The organism is Micromonospora pattaloongensis, assembly GCF_900107255.1.
Classification (GTDB): domain Bacteria; phylum Actinomycetota; class Actinomycetes; order Mycobacteriales; family Micromonosporaceae; genus Micromonospora_I; species Micromonospora_I pattaloongensis.
In genome coordinates this window covers 99,138-121,797 of the sequence record NZ_FNPH01000007.1, presented here as the reverse complement: position 1 = coordinate 121,797, position 22,660 = coordinate 99,138, and the positions used below count along the sequence as shown (strand labels likewise).

At 72.0% G+C, this 22,660-nt stretch carries 17 protein-coding genes; 6 read left to right on the top strand and 11 right to left on the bottom strand.

What is annotated here, in order from left to right; genetic code table 11:
* Nucleotides 1-29: 29 nt before the first annotated feature.
* On the bottom strand, nucleotides 30-938 hold the full coding sequence (locus BLW47_RS18455; protein ID WP_091559153.1) for a DUF4034 domain-containing protein: 909 nt from the start codon (nucleotides 936-938) through the stop codon (nucleotides 30-32).
* A gap of 175 nt (nucleotides 939-1,113) precedes the next feature.
* On the opposite strand from BLW47_RS18455, the gene BLW47_RS18450 reads away from it, so the two are divergent.
* Entirely contained in the window at nucleotides 1,114-2,970 is a 1,857-nt protein-coding gene (locus BLW47_RS18450) for a M48 family metallopeptidase (protein ID WP_175543700.1), read from the top strand.
* 128 nt (nucleotides 2,971-3,098) lie between these two features.
* On the opposite strand, the gene BLW47_RS18445 is transcribed toward BLW47_RS18450, so the two are convergent.
* The 7 genes from BLW47_RS18445 to BLW47_RS18415 all read right to left on the bottom strand — a co-directional run bounded on the left by BLW47_RS18445 (nucleotide 3,099) and on the right by BLW47_RS18415 (nucleotide 15,724).
* Nucleotides 3,099-4,055: a pentapeptide repeat-containing protein gene (locus BLW47_RS18445; protein ID WP_139307357.1), complete on the bottom strand. Its 957-nt coding sequence runs from the start codon at nucleotides 4,053-4,055 to the stop codon at nucleotides 3,099-3,101.
* Nucleotides 4,048-7,530 (bottom strand): phage tail protein, encoded by a 3,483-nt coding sequence (locus BLW47_RS18440; protein WP_139307356.1) that lies wholly within the window; start codon nucleotides 7,528-7,530, stop codon nucleotides 4,048-4,050. Before BLW47_RS18440 ends, BLW47_RS18445 begins: the two co-directional genes overlap by 8 nt.
* A 206-nt stretch (nucleotides 7,531-7,736) precedes the next feature.
* A complete protein-coding gene (locus BLW47_RS18435; RefSeq protein WP_091559137.1) occupies nucleotides 7,737-8,498 on the bottom strand; it encodes an eCIS core domain-containing protein in 762 nt (253 codons plus the stop codon).
* Between the two features lie 117 nt (nucleotides 8,499-8,615).
* Nucleotides 8,616-10,640, bottom strand: a complete 2,025-nt coding sequence (locus BLW47_RS18430) for an ATP-binding protein (protein WP_091559134.1) — start codon at nucleotides 10,638-10,640, stop codon at nucleotides 8,616-8,618.
* A gap of 3 nt (nucleotides 10,641-10,643) precedes the next feature.
* Complete coding sequence (locus BLW47_RS18425) at nucleotides 10,644-11,270, bottom strand: Pvc16 family protein (protein WP_091559131.1); 627 nt, start codon at nucleotides 11,268-11,270, stop codon at nucleotides 10,644-10,646.
* Nucleotides 11,271-11,274: 4 nt separating this feature from the next.
* The gene (locus BLW47_RS18420) at nucleotides 11,275-15,003 is read right to left on the bottom strand and encodes a VWA domain-containing protein (RefSeq protein ID WP_139307355.1); all 3,729 of its coding nucleotides are present in this window, start codon (nucleotides 15,001-15,003) and stop codon (nucleotides 11,275-11,277) included.
* 97 nt (nucleotides 15,004-15,100) lie between these two features.
* Nucleotides 15,101-15,724 (bottom strand): response regulator transcription factor, encoded by a 624-nt coding sequence (locus tag BLW47_RS18415; RefSeq protein ID WP_091559124.1) that lies wholly within the window; start codon nucleotides 15,722-15,724, stop codon nucleotides 15,101-15,103.
* A 161-nt stretch (nucleotides 15,725-15,885) separates the two neighbouring features.
* Here BLW47_RS18415 and BLW47_RS18410 point away from each other — a divergent pair, with 161 nt between their 5' ends.
* The gene (locus BLW47_RS18410) at nucleotides 15,886-17,196 is read left to right on the top strand and encodes a COG1470 family protein (RefSeq protein WP_091559121.1); all 1,311 of its coding nucleotides are present in this window, start codon (nucleotides 15,886-15,888) and stop codon (nucleotides 17,194-17,196) included.
* Between the two features lie 282 nt (nucleotides 17,197-17,478).
* Here BLW47_RS18410 and BLW47_RS18405 read toward each other — a convergent pair whose 3' ends face one another.
* Nucleotides 17,479-18,039 carry a hypothetical protein gene (locus BLW47_RS18405; protein ID WP_091559119.1) on the bottom strand — a complete coding sequence of 187 codons (561 nt, stop codon included), beginning with the start codon at nucleotides 18,037-18,039 and terminating at the stop codon, nucleotides 17,479-17,481.
* 218 nt (nucleotides 18,040-18,257) lie between these two features.
* Entirely contained in the window at nucleotides 18,258-18,662 is a 405-nt protein-coding gene (locus BLW47_RS18400; protein WP_091559115.1) for a hypothetical protein, read from the bottom strand.
* Between the two features lie 315 nt (nucleotides 18,663-18,977).
* On the opposite strand from BLW47_RS18400, the gene BLW47_RS18395 reads away from it, so the two are divergent.
* The 3 genes from BLW47_RS18395 (at nucleotide 18,978) to BLW47_RS18385 (ending at nucleotide 21,431) form a co-directional block, all read left to right on the top strand.
* Nucleotides 18,978-20,144, top strand: coding sequence for a PucR family transcriptional regulator (locus tag BLW47_RS18395; protein ID WP_091559111.1), 1,167 nt, complete (start codon nucleotides 18,978-18,980; stop codon nucleotides 20,142-20,144).
* Nucleotides 20,145-20,172: 28 nt separating this feature from the next.
* On the top strand, nucleotides 20,173-21,030 hold the full coding sequence (locus BLW47_RS18390) for a hypothetical protein (protein WP_139307354.1): 858 nt from the start codon (nucleotides 20,173-20,175) through the stop codon (nucleotides 21,028-21,030).
* Nucleotides 21,031-21,200: 170 nt separating this feature from the next.
* Nucleotides 21,201-21,431 (top strand): hypothetical protein, encoded by a 231-nt coding sequence (locus BLW47_RS18385; RefSeq protein WP_091559106.1) that lies wholly within the window; start codon nucleotides 21,201-21,203, stop codon nucleotides 21,429-21,431.
* Nucleotides 21,432-21,520: 89 nt separating this feature from the next.
* Here the strand turns inward: BLW47_RS18385 and BLW47_RS18380 are convergent, their stop codons facing one another.
* Nucleotides 21,521-22,051: a hypothetical protein gene (locus tag BLW47_RS18380; RefSeq protein ID WP_091559102.1), complete on the bottom strand. Its 531-nt coding sequence runs from the start codon at nucleotides 22,049-22,051 to the stop codon at nucleotides 21,521-21,523.
* A 176-nt stretch (nucleotides 22,052-22,227) separates the two neighbouring features.
* Between BLW47_RS18380 and BLW47_RS18375 the strand changes: the two genes are divergently transcribed.
* Nucleotides 22,228-22,623 (top strand): DUF2716 domain-containing protein, encoded by a 396-nt coding sequence (locus BLW47_RS18375; protein WP_091559098.1) that lies wholly within the window; start codon nucleotides 22,228-22,230, stop codon nucleotides 22,621-22,623.
* Nucleotides 22,624-22,660 lie beyond the last annotated feature (37 nt).

The following is a 22,660-nucleotide window of genomic DNA, read 5'->3' as shown; positions in this document are numbered from 1 at the left end:
CGGCCTGCGGGTGCCTCGGCGGCCTTCGCTCAGCGGCCGAGTTCGGTGTAGGCGCGCTTCCGGTACTCGAGGAACGCCAGGTCGGGGCGCCTCATGTACTGCCAGGGCCACTCGGTCACGAGGTCCCCGATGATGTCGAACTGCTCAGCCGCAGCGGTCCAGTCCCCGCTGAAGGAAAAGGCCGTGGCGAACGAATTGTGCACCGATGGCCACCCCGGCCGTCGCACGTAGTCGGGGTGCCGCACCGAGCGGTCGGCGGCGGCGAGTAGTTGTGCTCTCACCTCGGCCGATCCGATGTACGCGGCATCCTCGTCGCTGTCCAGGTCCAGCCAGTGCTCCAGGTGGGCGGTCGCCGTAAGCCGGCCCAACGGCGAACCGGCCGGCATCTCGGCCAGTGTCCGCTGCGCGAACTCGTGCATCAGGTCGTGCGAGCCGCTCCATTTCCGGCACAGCTGCTGCAGCATCTGGTCGTGTGCCTCGAGGTGCCACGGGTAGCGCCGGCAAACCTCCTCGAAGCGGCGCCGGGTCTCATCGATCCCGAGCTGCCGTCCGCGCCCGAGAATGACGAGGAACACCCACGGCGTGGCGCTGTCCCGGTCGCGGTCGGTGACCTCGTCCAGGCAGTCCTCGGCGAGCTTCAGTCGCTTGAAGAACAGCCGGAAAGCCTCGTCGCCGACGGTGCTCGCCCGCCCGCCACCGCGGGCCTCCCAGGCCCAGTGGATCGCGTGCGCACCCTTGACCAGCAGTGGGAGCGCCGAGTGCGGCTCGGCCGCGACCCAGTCGTCGATCCAGCGCTCCACGCCACTGTTGTACGCCGCCGTCCGAACATAGAACGTGTGATCGTCCGGATGCTCCACATCGGACAAGGTGTCGCCGATCGTGCGCCAGTCTCCCTGCTTCGCGGCCGCGATGAGCCGCGCGGCGATCGGGTCGCCCATCGCTGGATCGATCGGCAGTCCCTCGGTTGACGCCCGTCGACGTCGAAAGGGCCACATCTAACGCGTTCCTCCCGTGTCGTTGATCGCTGAACTATAGGCGGTTGTCCGAGTCGGGGCGAGGCGGTACCTTCCCGTACGCCCATGCGGAACCATGGGCACACGGGGAGGAAACAGCATGCCTGTAATGATCCGCGCCCTCATCTCGGTCGTCATGCTGGCCGGGTTCTACGTCCTGGCGCTGGTGCAGCTGATCGCCGGCCTCGCCTTTGCCATCTGGATCGGGTCCGTCACGTCCGGTGTGATCGCAGCCAAGTTCGGCATCGCCGTCTTCCTGGCGACGGTGTGGGCGGTGGGCTACGGGACCTGGAAGGCACTGCGCACCAAGCGCCCCGAGCCGAACGGTCTGCCACTGCCCCGGACCACCGCGCCGTACCTGTGGGCGATGGTCGACCACCTCGCCGCAGTGGTCGGCACCCGGCCGCCGGACGAGATCTACCTGGTACCCGACGTCAACGCCGCAGTCGAAGAGCGCTCCAAGCTGATGGGTCTCATCGCCGGCCGGCGGTACATGTACATCGGCATGCCACTGTTGCAGGCCTTCACCGTGGCGCAACTGCGCTCGGTCCTCGCGCACGAGCTGGGTCACTACTCAGGCCGGCACACCCGCCTGGCCGGCGTCACGTACCGCGGCCGGATGGCGCTGGAACGCACGATCAGCCACATCGGTTCGGGCAATGTCGCCGGCTGGATCTTCCGCGGCTACGGCCGGCTGTACGTAATGGTGCACAACGCGGTCAGCCGACGGCAGGAGCTGGAGGCAGACCTGGCATCGGTGCAGGTGGCCGGGCGTGACGCCGCCGCCAGCGCGCTGCGTGAGAGCAAGGCCCTCTCCGCCGCCTTCGCGTTCTACCTGAACCGGTACGTCGGGCCGGGTCTGGAGGCGGGTTACGCACCTGCCGACCTGTTCGCCGGTTTCGGCGAGCTGTTGCGCGCCCGCGCCGACGAAATCGCCGAACTACGCACCGACCAGCCCGATGGCGAGCAGTCCGTCTGGGACACCCACCCACCGCTGGGCATCCGGCTCGCAGCGATCACGGCCGCGCCCGAGTCGGCGGTACCGGTCGACAACCGTCCCGCCTGGGTGCTCATCCCGGCCCCGGATCGGGCCGGCATCGCCCTGCAGCAGCGGATCCTCAACGCCGAAAAGCTCACCGTCCTGCCGTGGGACCAGTTCACGGCCGCCGCCGCGAGCGCCAGGCTGCAGGAGAACATGGACGGGCTGCTGCGTACCGTCTCGCGCGCGGTCAACCAGCCGGTACCGCACGTCGGGGCGGTCCTCGACCACATCGCCGCCGGCCGGCTGGACGACATCGCCGCGCCGATCTTCCCGGAGGCGACCCGACGTGAGTCGCGGAAACTGTTCGCCAAGCCGCTCACGGCGCTGCTCAGCCTCGCCGCAGTCCGCTCCGGTGCCGCGCGCTGGCAGCACTCCTGGACCGGAGCGACCCGGCTCGTCGGTCCCGACGGCACCGAACTGGACCTCAGCGACATCGCCGAGCTGGCGGTCGACCCGGCGACGATCGAGGAAGCCCGCCGCCAACTGGCTCAGCGCGGCATCGATGTCGCTGCGGCGACGCACGTCGAGCAGCGGGCGACCGCCCGGCGCGCCGAAATCTACGCCGGAATCCTCAACATGAAGGTCAACAAGAAGCGCAGTGACGTACTCATCCTCAGTCACGGTCTGCTGCTCGTGCCGAGCGTCGCGAAACTCAAGGCGATGACCGCACGCCGCCGGATGGCCCAGTGGATCGAGTCCGGCGACCCGCGGCCGCTCGCCACGACCGAGGGCAACCGGTTCATCGCGTACGAGGACATCGCCGTCGCGCAGGTGGTCAGCAAGTTCCCGGTCAAGTACGAGCTGACCCTGCACAACGGCGAGAAGGTGGAGATCCGCTGGTCCACCGAGTCCGAAGAACAGGCCAACGGCAGCGAAGTGCTGGCGCAGGCGCTCCGTGCCGCCAACAACGATTGACCGGCCCGGGCTGGACCGGGTGGAGGCTTCGGTGCGTACCCCGAGCACGGCAGTGGCGGGAGGATGACCTGCCGCACTTCGAGGTCGGCTGGCGGCTCGCGTGCTGGGCCTGGGGCAAGGGGTACGCCTCACGACGAGCCCGCTTGGCCGCATTCCGCGTCAATCTCGTTCAGCAGGTTGGACATCGCGTCGCGCTCCTCATCGTTCTCACCGAGCTCATCGCGGTGCCAGACCCCATCGGTGCGAAGTGGATGGGACCAGTGGAGCTCGTGCACGAGTACCGCGCCGAGAGCGTTGTTGCCCTTGAGTCGTTCGATGCCACGCTCCAGGACGCACCGATAGTTCCGCACGATGACGTGGCCGTCGCCCCTCGGGAGCGTCACTCGATCGAGACGCAGCCCCCTGAACTCGACGTCGTGAAGCTCGGCACGAGAGAAGTCGATGTCCGTCATCGGGTTCGGACTTGCTTTTTCGCTGGTAGGCGGCCGGTCCCAGAAGATGACCCGCCGCAGTTCCCCGGCAAAGGTGCAGCGGACGAAGCTGGAAGCACCAAAGTCCACGTCGATGATTTTTGCCCCCGAGAAGTTGACGTCCTGGAATGAGGCTGCAGGGCATGATATCTGGGTCAGGTCCGCCCCCTGGAAGTCGGCGCCCGTGTACTCGTTTCCTTTGTTCTCGTGCCAGGCTCCCAGATAGGTGCCAGCCAGTTTGGCGCCGCGGAAGGAGGAGTTTCGAACGGTCGACTTCCAGACTCTCAGATCATCGAACTGGACCTCATCGAAGCGACACTCACGGATCGTGACCTCGAAGAGCCTGATGCCACGGAGGTCGGCGCCGCTGAAATCAATACCCTCCAGCGAGACGTTCTGCAACCTCGGTTTCTTGGCACGAGCTTCCGGTATTTCGCCGCGTCGGGCCATCTCCTGAAGAGTGGTCGGAGATGGAACCGATATGTTCCGTAGATCCAGTCTGCCCTCGTGCTCGTCGAACGAAAGGCGGTCCAACGACTGTCCTGAAAGAAGCCGGGCGAAGACTGAGCGCGCGAGTTCGACACCCTCTGCTGTCTTCCAGAACTTCTTATCCACCGGCACTCCTCACCTCAGCGCGCGTAGACGAAACATTGGTCGAAAATGCTGCGCAGTAGTCTTTGTAGGACATCGGAGTATAGGCGATCTCAAGCGCTTCGGCACCGTACTGCGCGGCGTACCGGCTGAGGTGCGCCGCCCAGTCCTTGTGCGTTGTCAGATCGCCCCACCACTTCCTGGAAGATTCGTAGAAGTCGGGCTGCTTGACGCCGCGAGCAGAGAATACGACGTTTTCCTCGTCAAGTAGAGGATCGCCGCCTGCGGTTTCTTTGAAATGCTTGTCGATCTCGGTCCCCTGGTGCATCGCGTATCGAACGAACCAGGGGCGTCCCTCCAACGTCGTTCCGTTCTTCTTCGCGGCTTCGTCGGCCAGCTTCCGTCGCTCCACGTCGCGTATTTCGTCGACAGTAAGTCCTACGCTGCGGAAGGTGGCCACCGCTGCATCTGCGTGTCGCCGAAGTGCGGCTTCGGCTTCAGGACTCCACTTCGCTGGTGCGGTCAGGTCGTTCCGCTTGTATGTGGCCCCGTACTCGACTATGGCTCGGTCGAGGGCGCTGAAGGCAGCCTTCACGCCTGCGTCGGCCGTGTTGCCGTTGGCCCGTCTCAACTTTCCGCGCGCCATTCCAGCCCGTTGTACGATCCCCCGAAGTGCGGAGACTTCAGCAGCCTTTTTCGGCTTGCCTTTGAGAATGATGATGAGGGCGCGGCATTTGTCGATCACTCGCCCTTCGACGCTGGCTATCGTCAGCTCGCCGGCAGCGGTGAGGCGTAGCGTGTGGCTTTCCGTGTGCATCGTCGGGGCCGAAGACAGCGTCTCGCGGGCCGCCTCGGGGCCGCCAGCGGCTCGATCCTTCTTGTTCTTGGTGAACTTGTTCCTTATACGGCCTGCGCCGGCCCTCAGTTTCGCCCAGAGCTTCTTGCCGAGGCCGACGATCTTTCCGACCACCCAGTCCGCGGCCTTCATCACCGGCTTGCTGAGCGCCTTGAAGAACTTCTGGACCTTCTGCGCGATCCCGCCGATGCTCAGCACCGCCGCGAGCACCCCGATCAGCACCGGCACCGACCGTGCCAGGGCCTTCTCGATCAGCGCCGGCACTCCGCCCGTCCCGCCGCCCGCGATCGCGATGATGGCGTCGAGCACGGAGTTGACGAACTCGATGATCTGGGCGCCCTGGGTCACGATGAACGTGACGAAGTCGATGATCATCTTGACCGCGCGGACGAACGCCGAGGCTGGGTTGAGCAGGCTGATGATCCAGGTGATGCCGGCCATCAGCACGGTCGGAATCAGGTATTCGCTGATCTTGGCGAACAGGTTGGCCTTGAGGTCGCCGACCTTGTCCTGGATCTCCTCCCACATGCCCCCGAGGCCCTGGGCCTGGACCTTCTGCACCAACGGCACGGACTGCTCGACGGCGCTCATCGCCGGCTCGGGCACGCCCTTCTGTACGATCCGGCCGCGGATCGAGGCCCAGGTCAGGCCGAGCAGGGAGCCGATCATCAGGACGATGCCGCGCAGGTCGAACTTTGCCGGCAGCTCCAGCCCGGCCCCGGCCATCGCGCCGGTGAGCCAGCCGACCAGGCCCTTCTTCAGGTGCTCCCCGATGTTGGCCAGGAACGCGCGCAGGCCCGCCCCGACCGCGCTGACCAGGTTGCCGAGGAAGCCGATCGGGTCCTTGATGATGGCCATGACCGCCTGGGCGGCCTTGGCCAGGACGCCCATCAGCATGTCCTTGAGCTGCATGATCGTCTTGATCACGCCGGCGACCGCGTCGACGGCCTTGGCGACGAGGCCCTTGTTCTTCTCCTTCTCGGCGGCGATCTCCTCGTCCACCGATTTGAGCGCCTCGTTGTACTTCGACGCGAGGGTCTGCACCAGTTCGGTGCCCTTGTTGTTCACCGACTCGGTCAGCTCGTCGAACTTCCCGGCGAACTCGCCCGCCGCCTCCCGGCCGATCGCCTTCAGGTCGGCCGGGAGCTTCCTGACCTCGGCCTGCAACTGCTCCCGGCCCGTGGCGATGCGCTGCTTGGCCCGGGTCAGCTCCGCGCCGATCACGTCTGCGACGCCGGAGATGACCTGCTGCATCCGGTCGACGTAGCCCTTGCGGGCGGTGACGAAGATCTGGTTGGCCTCCTCGGGCAGTCCGGCGAACTTGTCCTTCAGCCATCGGCCCTTACCGAGCAGGCCCGAGTACCGCTTGTCCTTGTACTCGTCCATCCGCCGCTTGTGCTCCGCGGTGAACGCGTCGCGGGCCGCCTTCTCGCCGGCGGTGAACTTCTCGTCGACCTTCTTGTCCAGGCCGGACAGGATGTCCTCGACGTCCTTCTTGGTGGCGTCGAAGACCTTCTGCAGGATGCCGGTGACCTTCGCCCGCTTGGCCTCGTCGGCGGACTTCGCCTGCTCCTTGCCGGCCCCGACGGCCTGCCCGGCCTGCTTGCGGTGGCCGGCGAGGGCGTTCATCGCCGCGGCCCCCGCTTGACCGGCCGCCGCCTTCGCCCCGGCCAGGGTCTGCGCCTCGGCCGCGCGTACCTGGCCGGGCGCGGTGGCCGAATGCTGCTCGGCGACGTTCTTCTCCTTCAGCGCGCCGGTGAACTCCGGCTCGTTCGATTTGGCCAGCTGCTCCTCGGTGACCTGCGCCTCGGCCATCTGCTGGTCCACCTGCTTCGGCCCACCGGAGAAATCAGTCGCCGCCGGCGGGGCCTTGTCCGGTACGGCCTTCGCCGGGTCCGGCGTGCCTGGGGTGGCTGGCGGCTTGTCCGCCACCAATGGGGTGACCGGCTTGTCGACCGCCTTTGAGGTGTCCGGGGGTGCCTTGGTGGTGGTCTCGATGGCGTTCGCCGACGCCTTCTTGCCGTCGGTGACCTGGCCCTGCACCTGCCCCTTGACCGCGTCGGCCTTGCCGGAGTCGCCGAACTTGTCGGCCTCGTCGAGGTTCTTCGGCGCCTGCGCCGCGATGGCCTCGTTGACCGCCCGGACGAACGCGGCCTTGTCGAACTCGCCCGGCTTGGCGGCATTCATCTTCTCCGCGTTGGCCGCCTTGCCCTGAGCCTCCTTGTCGTCCTGCGGGGGTTTCGCCGCGCCCTGCGCCTTCGCCGCCTCCGCCTTCGCGGGCGGATGGGCGGCGAGCAGCTTCTGCTTGCCCCGCACGTCGGCCGTGAGCGCGGCGAACTTCGGGTCCGCGTGCGGCCCCGGGCGGTGCACCGGCCCCGCGTCGGTCGCCAGCCGCTGCACCGTCGGCCCGGGCACGTCCGTGGCCGGGCCGGTGGAGGCCGTGGTCGAGCCGGGGCCTGCGGCGGCGGTGGCCGAGCCGGCCGTCGCCGAGGCGGTCGAGCGCTGCGCCGGCAGGCCCGCGCCGCGTGACGCGCCCCCCGCGCCGGACCGCTTCCCGCCGGGCGTACGCGCCGACGCGGCGCGCCGCTGGGCGACCAGCGCCGCCACCGCCCGGTTGCCCGCCCCGGACTGCAACCGCTGCACGGCCGCCCGGCTCAGCGGACGGTCGGCGGGCTCGCGTACCCCGGCGGAGGGTTCCGGCTCGGCGGCCGTGCGCGGCGGTGGGGCCGGCGTGGCGCGGCGCGGCGGCCCACCCCGCTCCTCGGCCGGTGCCCTCACCTCACACCTCCCCGCTCAGGCGGGCTCATCAGTGGCTCAACGACTCGCCGGCGGCCAGGTCACAGGTCGCCCTACTCCTCGGCGGACTCCTCCTCCTCGCCGGCCGCCTGCCGCTGCACGTACGTCTGCGCCGACTCGTCCTCCTCGGACATCTCCTCGGCGCGCTGCACGGGCGGGTGGTCGGTCCCGTCGTGCGCCGCCGCCCGCTGGACGGGGGCGGCTGGCGCGGGCGACGCCGCGGCCGGGCTGGACATCAACCGGTCGGCGGTGGCGACGGCCTCCCGCTCGAACCGGTCGGACGGGTCACTGACCTTCACCCCGGCGCCGTGGTCGGTGCCGTCGACCGGCCCGCTGCGCTGCTGCACCACGTGGGTCAGCTCGTGGGCCAGCACGTGCTGACCGGCCGCCGACGACGGGTCGTAGCTGTCGCGTTGGAAGACGATGTTCGAGCCGACCGTGTACGCCTGCGCGTTGACCGACTTCGCCGACTCGTGCGCCGCCCCGTCGGTGTGCACCCGGACGTCGCCGAAGTCCTGGCCGCCGAAGCGGGCCTCCATGTCGGATCGGACGTCCGGTGTGAGCGGGGCGCCGCCGCCGGAGCTGATCACGTCGTGTACGGGGGAGCGCGGGGCGGTCGGCTCCAGCAGTTCCCCGACGGCCTGGTTGCCCACCGCCCGTTGCAGGCCCAGCAGGCCGGACGCGCCGAGCACGTCGGGTCGGCCGGCGGTGGCGGCGGCGTACGTCAGGGCGTCGTTGTCCCGTTCGGCACCGGTGGGACGGTCGCCGGCCGGGCGTACCGCCGACTCGGCGTCGAACTCACGGTGTCCGCGCATGGTCTACCCCCTCGGGCCGGGCCTGCCTCGACCGTCCACCCTGGGCGGAGGACCGGGCCAGCCCCGCCAGACCCGACGCGAGGGCAACAGCGGCTGCCCGAAAGGGCAGAGGCGCGGTCATCCCACCGCCAACGGCAGCCACCGGCCGAACTCGCTCTCCAACGTCAACCGGCCGAGCTTGCGGTACTCCCGCCCGACCGCGCCGATCAGCTCCGCCATCCCCACCGGTCGGCCGGCCCCGGCAGCCAGGTAGCCGGCGGTCACCGCGGCGGAGCGGATGTGCCCGCCGGCCAGCTCGAAGGCGGCGGCCAGGAAGTCCAGGTCCATGTCGGGCGCGCGTGGCACCCGGTCGCCGAGGCAGCGGTCCCACAGCGCCCGGCGGGCCGTCTCGTCGGGCACCGGGAAGTCCACCACCACGTCCAGTCGCCGGGTGAACGCCTCGTCCAGGTTGGCGCGCAGGTTGGTGGCCAGCACCGCCAGCCCGTCGAAGGTCTCCATCCGTTGCAGCAGGTAGGCGCTCTCGATGTTGGCGTACCGGTCGTGGGCGTCGCGGACCTCCGAGCGTTTGCCGAAGATCGCGTCCGCCTCGTCGAAGAGCAGCACGCCGTTCACCCCGGCCGCCTCGCCGAAGATCCGCTCCAGGTTCTTCTCGGTCTCCCCGACGTACTTGTCCACCACGGTGGCCAGGTTGACCGTGTACAGGTCGAGCCCCAGGCTCCCGGCCACCACCTCCGCCGACATCGTCTTGCCGGTCCCGGAGTCCCCGGCGAACAGCGCCGTCACCCCGTGGCCGCGCCCACCGCCGGGGCGCATCCGCCACTCGCGCAGCACCCGGTCCCGGTGCCGGGCCCGCCCGGCCAGCTCGTGCAGCAGCGACAGCGTCGGCGCCGGCAGCACCAGGTCGTCCCAGCCGACCTCCGGCACGATCCGCCGGGCCAGCCGCTCCAGGCCGGCCGCGTTCTGCGTACGCGCGCCCGCGCGCAGGTGCGCCTCACCGACCGGCTCGCCGGCGGCCGTGGCGAGTTGCACGGCCACCGAGGCGGCCCGCCGGATCGCCGGCTCGCCCAGCACGAACTGGGCGGTGGCGGCCGCCGGGTCGAGCCCGTCGGCCAGCCCGCCGGGCAGGGCGGACCGCCACACCGCCGCCCGCTCGTCGGCGGTCAGCGGCACGACGTCCACCTGCAACGGCGCGAGCGCCGTCCAGGCCGGGTCCCACGGCTGCGTCCCGTACGCCAGGACCGGCACCTCGCCGGCGGTCAACCGCGACCAGACCGCCCACGGCTCGTCGCCGCGCACCGGCCCGACCACCAGGCCCGCCCCGGTGAGCAGGGCCTCCCGGACCAGCGCGGTGGCCAGGTCGGCCGGTCGTGGGTCGGCCGCGAGGCGGGGCAGGTCGACGGCGAGGGCGCGCCGGCCGGCGTCGTCGAGCGCGGCCACCGCCAGCGCCGCCGCGCTGCCGCCGGGCCGCTCCCGCAGGTACGCCAGGCGGGCCCCGGCCCGGGCCAGCGCCCGGCCCAGCGGTGCCGCGCCGGGCGGCGGCGGTCCGGCCGGGGCGACCGGCCCGGCGAGGCCGAGCAGCAGCGGCTCGGGCGCGTCAGCGCCGAGCAGCCAGCCCCCCACCCGGTCCGGCACCCACAGCCCCCGACTCAGCACCGGTCGGTCGGGGGAGTCCACGCACAGCAACGCGAGGTCGATCAGTGGCGCGCCGGCGGTCAGCCGGAGCCGGGCCGACGCGACGGCCTCCGACAGCCCGCACAGCCGCAGGGCCAGGCCGATCGACGGGCGACGGCGGGTCACGTCGTCGTTCAGGTAGCCGTAGAACTGCTCGAACCGGCTGTCCACGTCAGGGGCGAGGGCCACCAGCAGCAGCGCCTCGTCCAGCGCGGTCAGCCCGGCCGCGGCGGCCAGCGTGGCCAGCCGGTCACCGGACTCCGCCGTGCGGTCCGGTGGGCCGGCGGGCCAGGGGGCGAACGGTTCGCGGGCCGCCGCGAGGGCCGCGTCGACCGCCTCGTCGGACAGGTAGAGGCCGCGGAAGGGGTCGTCCGGTTGCGGGTCGCCCTCCCGGCGCTGCGCCACCGCCGCGCGTACCGCCAGTTCCAGCCGTTGCAGGCGGCGCAGCAGCGGGCGGGCGGGCGCTTCCACCGGTCAGCCTCCGGCCCGGGCCCGGCGGTGCCCGACCCGGTCGCCGTCGCCGTCGGCGCTCCGGTCGGCGACCTCGGCGACCATGCCCTCGCGGGCCGGCGGCCCGACGGGCACCTCGCGGCCGCTGTCGACCGGGACACTGACCACCAGGTCCAGCGACGGCTTCAGCTCCCCGCCGAGCGCGGTCCAGACGTCGGCGAACGCCCGGTCCTCCGGGGGCGGCAGCGCGACCGTCATCGGCACCGGCATGCCGATCGTGGCCACCGCGCCGGTCAGCACCGCCGGCGGTACGGCGTCGAGGCGCAGGAAGCACAGCAGCAGCGAGGAGAGCAGCCGGTGCTCGTCCTCCGGGCGTTGCGTCCACGCCGTGACCAGGTAGGACAGCTTCACGTAGCGCGGTGGGGCGACCCGGCGGGCGACCTGCCCGCGCTCGTCGTACTCGTTGACCAGGCCCCGGGAGCGGCGGCGCAGGTCCTCGCGGATGTCGTAGAGGTAGAGGTTGACGGTGGGGGCGTTGCGGCGGGCCGCCCACTCCTTCGTCGGCGCCTCCAGCACGATGTCCACGCTGGAACTGGGCAGCGCCTGCTCGCGTACCAGCCGGCGCAGCGCGTCGTCGATCTCGTGGATCACCGGCTCACCCCCGGCCGCTGAAGACGGGCGGACCCAGCTCCCGCGGCACCACCAGGAACGGAACGGGCGCGCGGACCGGCCCGAAGGCGGGCCCGGTGACCGGGCCGGCGGTCAGGTCGCGTGGGCCCAGCGTGTCCTTGCGCAGCACCAGGACCTGGGCGCGGAAGCTGCCGTCCGGGCCCACGACGGCGGTGTCCGGGACGGTGGTGATCCCCGGCGACCAGCGCAGCCGTACCCGCGCTCCCGGCGGGAAGTCGGCGCCCACCGCGGCCGTGACGAAACCGGGCGGGCCGATCGCCGGGTCGAGGCGTACCCGGGGGGCCAGCACCCGGACCGACGCCTGCGCGGTACGCGTCGCCGCCACCTGCCGTACGGTCGCGCTGAGCCGGCCGGTGACCGGGGCGGCGACCGCCGCCCGCGCGGGCAGCACCACGGTCACCACCTGCTGCCCGCCGGGGCCGAGGGTGCCGAACAGGCAGCGCCGCAGGCCGGCGTCGCACCGGCTGTCGGGGCTGGTCAGCGGCAGCAGCGGGGTCGGCGGGGCGACGTCCAGCCAAACGTTGTCGGCCGGCAGCCGGGTGGCGTTACGGACGGTGAAGGTGACCGTGACCGGGTCACCGCCGACGTAGCCGGGCTGGCCGGCCACCGAGACGGTGAGGCTGATGTCCGGCACCGGCAGCCGCTGGAACGCCGGCTGGTAGCCCACCTCCCGGATCACCGTGGTGGCCGGCCCGCCGGCGCTCGGCAGCACTACGATGTCCGCAGCGCCGGCCGAGCGCAGTTCGGGATCCTCGGTACGGCTCAGCGCCACCGCCAGCCGGCGTCCGTCGGGGGACCAGGCCGGGTCGTCGGCCCTACGGCCCGCCCGGTCGGCCGTCGACAGCGGATGCCGGGCGGCGGCGCCGTCCGGGGCGACGACGCACACATCGCCGCCGCTGTCGGCGAACGCGATCGCGGCACCGTTCGGCGACCAGGCCGGCGCGCGGTCCACGGACCGGCTCGGGCAGGCCGGGCCCACCCGCGCGCTCAGGTCGCGCTGGTCGGTGACGGTCAGCGTGCCGGTGACGCTGCCGTCGAGCCGGGCGAGCCAGATCCGGCTGCCCCGGGCCGTCGGGTCCGCCACCACGATCAGCGCCGTGTCGGAGCCGGTGCGGCCGCCGCCGTCGGTGGCCGTACAGGTCACCACGGTCTGCCCGATCGGGAAGAGGGAACCGGAGGGCGGCTGGCAGCGTACCGGCAGCGGCCGGTCGGCGCTGTCCACCGCCGACGCCGTGTAGTTCACCCGAGCGCCGTCGACGCCGGTGGCCGTGGCGCGCACGTCGTCAACGCGGACCAGGGGGACGTCCGGCCGGGCGATCCGGACGGTGAGGTCCTGCACGGCGTCGGCGCCCGCCTCCGGCGGGTCGAGGTCGAAGCGGACCGTGCAGTGCAGCACCGTGCCGGGGCTGGCGCCCGGGGCGACCGTGACGTTCTCCCGGAAGACCGCCGGGTCGCCGGCGGGCACCCGGGCCGGATCGGGGTCGAACCCGACGGAGAGCCCGTCGTCGCAGGTCGCGGCGGGGCGCACCGTGACGGTGAGGTCGCGGATCGCCTGCTGCACCGCGTCGATCATCTGCCCGGGGTCGCTGTCGCCGGTGAGCCGGCCGCCGGTGGCCGCGGTCATCCGCCCGGCCGCCCCGTCGTAGTTGAGCCCGCGCTCGAAGTCGGCCCCGACGATGGGCACGCCGATCAGCGCGATCCCGGCCGCCTGCAGCTCCCGGGTCAGGTCGGCCTCGGCGATCACGCCCTCCTCCGGCGGCGGGACGCTCTTATCCACACTGTCGGTGTCGCTGATCAACACCACCACCCGGCTGCCGTCCGGCCGGAAACCGATCCGGTCGTTGCGGGCCAGCTGCCGCAGCGCGTAGAACCAGTTCTCCACGCCGTACGGGTTCTGCGCGGTCAGCGCGTCGACCGCGCGGTACACGGCCGCCTCGTCGTCGGTGACCGCCTGCCGGGGGAAGTACATGTGCTCGTCGTAGCCCCCCTCGCCGTCGACCCCGCTGAACGTGGCGAGGCCGAAGCGGGCGTCCGGCCGGCTGCTCCGGACGTTCCTGATCACCTCGGGCAGCCGGGCCTTGAGCTGCCCGATCACGCTCGCACCGCCCTCGCCCGGCTGGGACATCGAGGCGGTGTCGTCGACCAGGAAGACGATGTCCGGGCGGGGCGGGATCTCCGGCGTACGCACTGACTGGGTCACCGTGAACGTGCTGCCGGGCCGCGCCGGCCGGTCCACCACGGGGGTCTCCAGGTCGCTGTCCCGCGGCCGGGCGTCCCGGGCGAAGGCCAGCTGCCGGCCGTCCGGCGACCAGGACGGCTCGCTGTCCCGACCGGTCAGGTACGCGGGCATCGGCACCTCGGCGAGCAGCCGGGCGTCGGCGACCGAGGCGGCCACGATCCGGGACGGCTCGTCGCCGTCCGCCGGTTGCCGGCTGAACGCGATCGCGTCGCCGGCCGGCGACCACGTCGGGTCGGTGTCGCGGTCCCCGCCGGCGGTGCCCGGCGGGGCCAGGACCTGCGGGTTCGCGCCGGTTGCGTCGGCGACCACGATCCGGGCGCCGCCGTCCGGCTGCTCGGCGCTGTAGGCCAGCCGGGTGCCGTCGGGGCTGAACGCCGGCCCGTGCTCGGACAGCTCCGGCCGGGCGGTGTGGTCCCGCCGGTCGGCGCCGGTGGCGTCCGCGCTCCACACGTCGGTGCTGGCGTCCTCGTCGGTGTCCGTCCACAGCAGGTCGGCGCCCCGCCAGGCGGGCTCGTGCTGCGGCAGCGGGCCGGTGGCGACCGGGACCGTCCGGCCGTCCCGGAGCAGCTGGACGTCGCCGGCGGGATCGTCGCGGGTGGTGGTGAACGCGAGCCGAGCGCCGTCGGCCGACCAGGCCGGCTCGGTGGCGTCCCCGGGGCCGGGCACCGCCCGGGTCACCGGGCCGCCGGTCGGGGCCACGGTCGCCACGGTACGCAGGCCCGGGGCGCTGCCCGGCGCGAACCGATCGGTGGTGAAGGCGATCCGCCGGCCGTCCGGCGACCACGCGGGCTGCCCGTCGGCGGCCGGGCCGTCGGTCAGCCGTACCGGGGCGCCGCCCGCCGACGGCACGATCCAGAGGTCACCGGCGAGGTCGTCGCGGGTGCTGGCGTACGCGATCCGGGCGCCGTCGGGCGACCAGGTGGGCCAGGTGTCCTCGGCCGGATGGTCGGTGAGCCGGCGCAGCCCGGTGCCGTCGGTGCCCACCACCCAGACGTCGGCGTTGCCGGCCCGGTCGCTGGTGAAGGCGACCCGCCGGCCGTCGGGGGAGAGGGCGGGGTGGGTGACCGTGCCGGGGGCGCCGACCAGCCGCCGCGGCGCGGCCCCGGGCTGGCGCAGGTAGAGCCCGCCGGTCAGGTCCGCGCCCCCGCCGGCCGCCCGCCGGCCGACCCAGACCAGCTGGCCGGCGCGCCCGTCGGCGTCCTGCTCGGCGGCGCCGCGCTCGGCCTCGGAGAGCAGCGGCTGCGGGGTGCCGGTGCCGCCCCGGGCCACCATCAGGGTCGGCCGTTCGGGGCTGGTGTAGCCCAGCCGGTAGTCGGCCGCCGCGGCCGGTGGCGTGGGCGGGGCCGGCGGCGGGCCGGGCGGTTCGGGCGCGGCCAGCGCCGGCCCGGCCAGCAACCCGAGCACCACGACTCCCCAGCGGCGGCTGCCCCAGCGCACGACACCTCCCGTGGTCACGCGTGTCGCCACCACCGTGGCCGGTGGGACGCGGGAAGGTCGTGACAGTCTGTGCCGGCCTGCGGGCAGGGCGGGCTGCCCGAAGGGGCAGCCCCGCTCAGATCAGACCGTTGCGCAGCGCGTAAGCCACCGCGTGGCAGCGGTTGCGCAGGTGCAGCCGGTTCGTCACGTCGTGCAGGATGTTCTTGATGGTCCGCTGCGAGTAGGAGAGCTTGGCCGCGATCTCGGCGGTGTCGAAGCCCTCCGCCACCAGGCGCAGCACCTCCACCTCCCGCTCGGCCAGGCCGGAGAAGGTCAGCCCGCGCGGCCCGAGCACCTCTCGTTGCAGCGCCCCGACCTGCTGCAACAGTCGACCGAGCAGGTCCGGCGGCACCGCGCCCTCGCCGGCAGCCGCGGTTCGGATCACCGCGACCAGCCGGTCGGCGCTCGCCTCCGAGCGGCGCACGATCCCCGCCACCCCCTGCTCCACGGCGGCAACCAGACCGGCGTCGTCGGCCTGAGTGACCACCAGGACCAGCGCGGAGCGGTTCCGGCTGCGCAGCGCGCGCAGCGTACGCAGGGTGGGCTCGTCGATGCCGTCGCTGACGACCACCGAGACGACGGCCTGGTCCGCCTCGGACTCGTCGAGCAGCAGCACCTCCGGCCGCGGCCGGAGCTGGCTGACCACGCCAGCGCGCGAGATGACGTCGGTGGAACAGAGGTGGACGGGCAGACGTCGCATTGGCTCCCCCAGCAGTGCGCGGTCGGTACGACACGTCGCGCCGAGTATCACCGTGGGCACCAATCGTGCAGTCAACGTGGGCTCAACGACCCTCCCGCGTTGCCCGAAGGTCTTCCTCTCCGCCTGATTGAACCGGCCCGGACGTTCCTAGAGTCGCGACCATGACCACGGACGCCAACCTGGACACCGATCTCGTCGAGGTCAGCCCGGGCAGCGAGTCGAGCTGCCGGCTCGAGATCCGCAACGCCGGGCCGATCGTCGAGTCGTACGTGATCGAGGTGCTCGGTGAACCGGCCGGCTGGGCCAGCGTGGATCCGCCCACCGTGTCGGTCTATCCCGGCTCCGCCGAGTCCGTCGCCGTCCGGTTCCACCCGCCCCGCTCGGCGCAGGTGGTCGCCGGTGAACGGCCGTTCGCCGTGCGGGTCACCCCGGCCGAGACCCCGGACACCCAGGTCGTTCCGGAGGCGACGGTGCGGGTGCTGCCCTTCGTGGAGCTGGCGCCGGAGATCCTGCCCCGCACCTCCCGGGGCCGGCGGGGCGGCCGGCACGAGGTGTCCGTGGCCAACCTGGGCAACGTCCCGCTCGGCCTGGCGTTGACCGGCAGCGACCCGGACAACCGGCTCGCCGTCGCGATCCGCCCGCCGCAGGTCGTGGTGGCGCCCGGCGAGGCCGCCTTCGTCCAGGTCCGCGTGCGCCCCCGTCGTCTGCTCTGGCGCGGCCACCCGGTCACGTTGCCCTTCCAGGTCGGCGTCGCCTCCGACGAGACGCCCCCGACGGCCCTCGACGCCGCCACCGTGCAGGAGCCGGTGCTCCCGCGCGGTCTGGCCCGGGTGGTGGCCGCGTTGCTGGTGCTCGCCCTGGTCGGCGCGGGCCTCTGGTACGCGCTGCTGCGCCCGACCGTGAAGTCGCTGGCCGAGGAGGCCGCCCAGGAGCAGGTCGCCCCGGTGGCCCAGCAGGCCAGTGCCGCCGGCGACCGCGCCCAACAGGCGGACGACAAGGCCCAGCAGGCGGTCGACGCGGTCGGGGGAGGCCGGCCCCCGACAGCGGGCAACCCCTCGCCCACCCCGAGCAGAGGCGTACCGGCCGTCCCGCCGGGCGCCCAGTCCTTCAACCGGCGGCTCTCCGTCTCCGCGGGCACCGGCAGCACCCGCACCGACCAGTACGCGGTGGCGTCCCGGCGGATCCTCGTGCTGACCGACATCTTCCTGCAGAACCCGCAGGGCGACGAGGGGCGGCTCGACCTGGTGGTCGACGGCACGACGGTGCTCACCGTGGCGCTGAACAACTTCCGCGACCTGGACTACCACATGGTCACCCCGATCGAGGTCCCCGCCGGCCGGGTGATCAGCCTGCGGGCCACCTGCCGGCGGGCCGGCACCACCCTGGACGGCGCTGGCGGCGGGGGCGGTCAGTGCCGGGACTTCGCCCTGCTCAACGGGTACACGCGCCGCGCCGGCTCGGCCACGGCGTAGCGGCGGATCGGCACCGCGCTCGACCGCCCCGAGCAGGTCGACCTCTCCCGCGCCGGGTCCTCCGACGGCGGCTGCGCCGCGACCCGGTCGAGCCGGGCGTGGAGTTCGGACTTCGTCCTGAGCCTCCCGCAGCGAGCAGGCGGGCGCTCTGCGCGTCGTCGGCGGTGAAGCGGGCGTGCCGCAGCACCTCCATGGCCTCATCCACCCGGCCGTGCCAGAGCAGTTGCTGCGCCGTGACCACCCCGGCGCGCGGCCCGAGGCCGCCGTCGCGGGCCACCGCGGTCAACGCGGCGAGGTGCCGGCCGGCCGAGCGACGGGTCGAGCTGCCACTCGACGCTGGCCAGCATGACCTTGAGGCCGGTCCGGTCCGGGCGCCTCGGTCGCCGCCGAGTGGGCCAGCTTCAGCAGTTCGATCGCGTACGGCAGGTCGCCGGCCGCGACCGTCCGCCGCGCGGCCTGCCGCAGCACCGGTACCGCCCAGCTCTCCGGGGGTGTCCCGGCGGCGATCAGCTGCCGGGCCACCTCGGTCGGGGCGGCGCCGTGCCGGTGCAGCAGTTCGGCCGCCCGGCGGTGCTGCTCGGGTCCCTCCTCGGCGATGAGGTGGCGCAGCATCGCCGCCGGGGCGGCCGGGTGGCGGAACCGGTCCTGGTGCAGCAGACCGGACGCGGTGAGCAGGTCGAGCGCGGAGCGCACCGCCGCGGTGTCGACGTCGGCGAGCCGGCCCAGCGTGGTGGGCCGGCCGGCGTCGCCGAGCACGGCGAGCGCCCGGGCGACCCGCAGCGTGGTGGGCGTGCCCCGGTAGAGGCAGTCCAGCAGCGCCTCGGTGAAGGCGTCCCCGACCACCGTCGCGCCGGACCGGCCGCCGCCCGCGTTGGGCCGTCCTCGATGAGCGCCTTGACCAGCAGCGGATTACCCCCGCTGAGCCGGTGGTGCTCGCTGGCCAGGGCGGCGTCGATCAGGCCGTCCGTCTGTCGGGCCAGCAGCTTGGCGACGCCGTCCACAGAGAGCAGACCGACCGGCCGGCACGGATCCCGCAACGGGATCCGTGCCGGGTGGGCCGATCAGATGAACGAGAGCGAGCTGAAGAACGCCGGGTAGCAGTCGACATAGATGTCGTAGACGCCGGGCGGCACGTGCACGGGGCCCAGGGTGGCCCCGTTGGAGCACCGGGCGCTGACCGCGGTCGTCGGCTGGCCGGTGAGGGTGCAGCCCTGGAACACGATCAGCCACGGGTCGATGTACTGCCCGGCGTACGGGCAGGAGCCCGACATCACCGAGAAACCGCCGCCCTTCGCCGGTGAGGCGGCGGCCGCCGTCGACTTCTTGACGCTCAACGTGCCGGCGGAGCTCGCCGATGCCCGCTCGGCTCCGATGGCGGCGACAGCCGGGTCTCCGCTCGGCGCGGGTGCCGCGACCGCCGCGGACGGTGCGGCCATGAACGCGGCGAGCATCGCCGTCGCGGCCAACAGCAGACTGGATGCGCGGAGAATGCCGGATCGTGCTCCGGCGGAGGGTCGACTACGCCATGTCATAACCAGAACCACCTCTCGAGTGCTGTGCGATCTGCGGATGCCGGGGCGCGTACCTGGTCGCGCCCGATCCGGCCGGGCCGTCGTCCGACGTCCATGGCGAAGCGTTTCAGGGTGCCGGTGGCCGGGTCTTCGTGACAGGGCGAGAACCGGGTCGCCGGCGTACCCCGGTTCTTGCGAATGTCCGCAAGGCTGTCCGGTCCGCGTCAACCGGGCGGCGCGGCCGGAACGCATCGATTACCGTCGAACGGCATGGGCGGTCTGTTCAGCCTCTGGCGGCAGCGAGTGGCCGACAACGCCCGCCGGGCGGTGGACGCCTACCAGGAGGAGCTGCTGGAATACCGCAACCTCGCGGCCATGCCGCGGGTGCGGTCGGAGATGCTCGATTTCGCGGTCTTCCTCCGTCAGCGCACGGTCGACCTCGCGGCGGACAGCGCGCCGTTCCACGTGCAGGATCTGGACCTGATGGCCGCGATGGGCCGCCAGCGCGGCGAGAAGGGACTCACCCTGACCGCGCAGCGGCAGGTGCTGCTCGTGCACACCCGGCTGACGCTGCGCGAGGTGTACGAGGCGGCCGGCCCGAACGACATCGCCGCGACGATGCACACGCTCGCCTGGCTGGCTCCCGCGGGACTGGCCGCCCAGGGCGCGTACACCCGGGGCTGGATCGAGGGGCAGCGGCGCACGCTGGCGACCGTCGCCCAGGTGCGGCTGCTGACGGTGATGCTGCTGGCCGGCGACGACAGCGCGACCGATCTGGCGCGCGGCCTGCACATGCCGGTCCCCGACCACGTCGTCGCGACGGTGGTCCGGGTGGCCGGCGGGTCGCCTGGGCCGGACCAGGCGGCGCGGGACGAGTTCGCCGGCGCGCTGCTGAAGACGCACTGGATGCCGCTGAGCTGGCCGGAGCCGCACGAGGTGGTCGCGATGATCCCCAGCTCGCCGGGCGGCCGGCAGCCGGCGGTCGAGCGCGGGCTCGCGCTGGCCCGCGACGTGGCCTCGATGACCGGCCGGCCGTGCGCGGCCGGCACCGCGCCTGGGCGGGTGCGCGCGTTCGGCGACGCCGTGGCGCTGGCCCGGCAGGTCAGCGAGGTCGCACCGGTGCGGGCCGTGCCGCGCCACGCGTACACGGTCACCGACGTCTTCGCCGAGCTGGGCGCCGCCCGGCTGGCGGAGGTCGGGCAGTGGCTCCAGGTGGTGGCGGCGCAACTCGACGCCGGCCCTGACCTGGTCGCCACGCTGGACGCCTACTACCAGCACGACATGAACCGGCTCGACACCGCGGCCGCGCTGTGCATCCACCCGCGCACGCTCGACTACCGGCTGACCCGGGTGCGCGACCTGACCGGGCTGGAGCCGGGCTCGACCCGCGGCGTACGCGTGCTGAGCACCGCCGTCGCCCGGATCCTCGCCGGCTAGATCAGCAGCCGGGTGAGCTCCATGAGACATGAAGGGCTATCTGGCGGACCGCGTTCGTACCGAACGATGGGCAATTGAAGGCGATGAAACGGCTGGCAGGCATGAAATGAACGTGTGGCCGGAGGGGGCCCACCTCACGGTCGGCCTCTGGTTCGACCGTCCGTCGGCCCCCTGCGCGCTGGCCCAAGTTTGCGACGTCCTCGAGTCCCAGGGCGCCGGTTTCAACGGGGCCGTCGCGTCCGGCCCGCGGGAAGCCCGCTTTTCCTGGGTGTTCGAGGTGCACAACTTCGGGTTCACCGAAGGACTGCCGCCGTCACTGGTCCGGAACCAGCTGCACGACGGTGCTCTGTACCGGGTAGGCATGCACATGCCGGGGCTGGGTCCCGTCGCCGTGACGTACGACGGGACACCCCGCGCCGAGTTACCGGCCGCCGCTCATCCGGTCCTGCTCGTGCTGGAGGCCGACGAATTCGGCATGCCACGCGAGGTGTGGTCCGCCGACGACCATATGAGGGCGGAGCAGCGGCAGCAACGGGTCATGCAATGCCTGAAGACGCTGTGCGACATGCTCGACCCGGCGTACGCGGTGCTCGGGGTTGAGCATCTGACACCTATACCGGCGGCCCTGACCGGTGGCGCCAGCCTCGCAGCCGACGCCTACGTCTCCCGCCGCCTGTCGGGTGCTGCGGCGCCGATGTTGCCCGTTCGGCTGGCGGAAGTCGCCGCGTACGGCCGGGAGGTGCCATGGCGCAACGGTGTCTTCTACTCGGGTGGTTCCTCGCCCCAGCCGACGACCGGGACAGCTTCGACGCCGCATGGAAGGCCGCGTCCCTGCTGGTCGGGGAGGCATTGTCGGACGAATGAGGGCGTTGCGGGCCGAAAGTAATTCCGGTGGTGACCGAGCCCTGGCTCGGTCAGCGCAGAGCTGCCGAACTGTCATTGCCCGACCTGCCGCCGGTCTGGCCAGCGCCCCGACCTTCCGGCGCAGGCCGCTGAGCCTCGCTGGGCGAACGACCCCAGGGCTGGTAGAGACTGGGTAACCGGAGCGCTCAGACCGTGCTGTCGGGCTACCGGACTCAGGCAACGGTGCGGCTGGTGGTGTTGCCGCACGCCGTCATGATCCGGCTCAGGCTGTCACAGGCTCGTGTAAAGATCGTCGCCGTGACGAGATGGATCTACAACGATCGCCCTGCGGGTGTCAGGTTCTTGGCCGAGCGGATTGCGGCGGTGCCGGCGGAGCTGGTGAACACGAGCTGGTCGCTGGCCGGGCGGCCGTGTCGCTCGTGATGGGCGGTGAGCCCGGCGACGCACCGTTCGTTTTGCAGACCGGACCGCGGGTCGCAGCGAGGATTCGGACATGCGGCCGACCCAGCGGGTCACCCGATAAGTATGCCCAGGCCGCCCAGTAGCGCGGTTCCGCCTATCACTCCCAGCAGGATCCACCACGCTCGTACCGGGGTCCGAGCGCGATAAGACAGCGCGGCGAGCAGGAACAGTACCCCGGGAACTCCCCAGATGGCCCACATGGCGCCGAAGTTGAACCAGCCTTCGGGGCTCATATTGCTGATGCCCTTGTCAAGGGGGTGCATCGCGCCGGTCAGGATCAGGCCCTTCACCACGGTCTCGGCGACCGGGTACACCAACTGAACGGCTGCGGCGCCCCATAGTCCAGCAAGAACTATCCACGACGGGATCCGCTTACCCCATGCTTGCACCGACGCCAACGCCAGCGCGACGGTGAGCATCCGCAAGCAGACCGCCAGGATGACCACCCCGTTGTCGTTCCACGAGGTGCCGTGGGCCACGTTCCACAACACCGTCGTTCCAGCGATCAGACAGAACAGGCCGATATAGGCGGCGGCGGCCAGCGCGGGCCACCGCCGAGTCGGTGCCTGCGGACTCGTCACTATGACCCCAGCTCGCGAGGTCGACAGGTCGACACGCTTTCGATTGACATGCTTCCATCGTCGCTGTGCCGATCGCTACGCCCCATCAGTGATCCCCCTGACGTTCGAGCTACTTCCGATCAGGGTTGCTCGCCATCCATAGAGAAGTCAAATAGAAGTATTCCGGGCGACCCGCCATCACCGAGCCCGTGCCGTCGGTCACGGTCGATCTGCGCCCGATCTTCGCTGCGCGCAGCCATCTGGGGTTCGCCGCCGGGGCCAACGCCGTCAACAGCCTCACCCTGCTGTCGCTGGTCCGTACGCTCGAACCAGACACCAGCCTCGTCGTGCTCGACTGGCAGCACCAGATGTACCGGTTTTGGCCGCATCGGTTCGCCTGTCTACCGGATCCGCAGTGGCAGACGGAGGTCTTCCCGACCGGCGACTACTACATCTTTCTCACCGAGGACATGAGCACGGGTACGTTCGGCCATCCATGGGAGAAGACGCTCTGCGTGTTCGGTGAGCCGCTGGTGTCCTCTTTAGTCCCACTACTCACAAGCTGGCCGCCAACCAAACGCAGCAATCAGTAGCAAAGCGGAGTCGCCGGCCCGCGGGACCGGCATATTC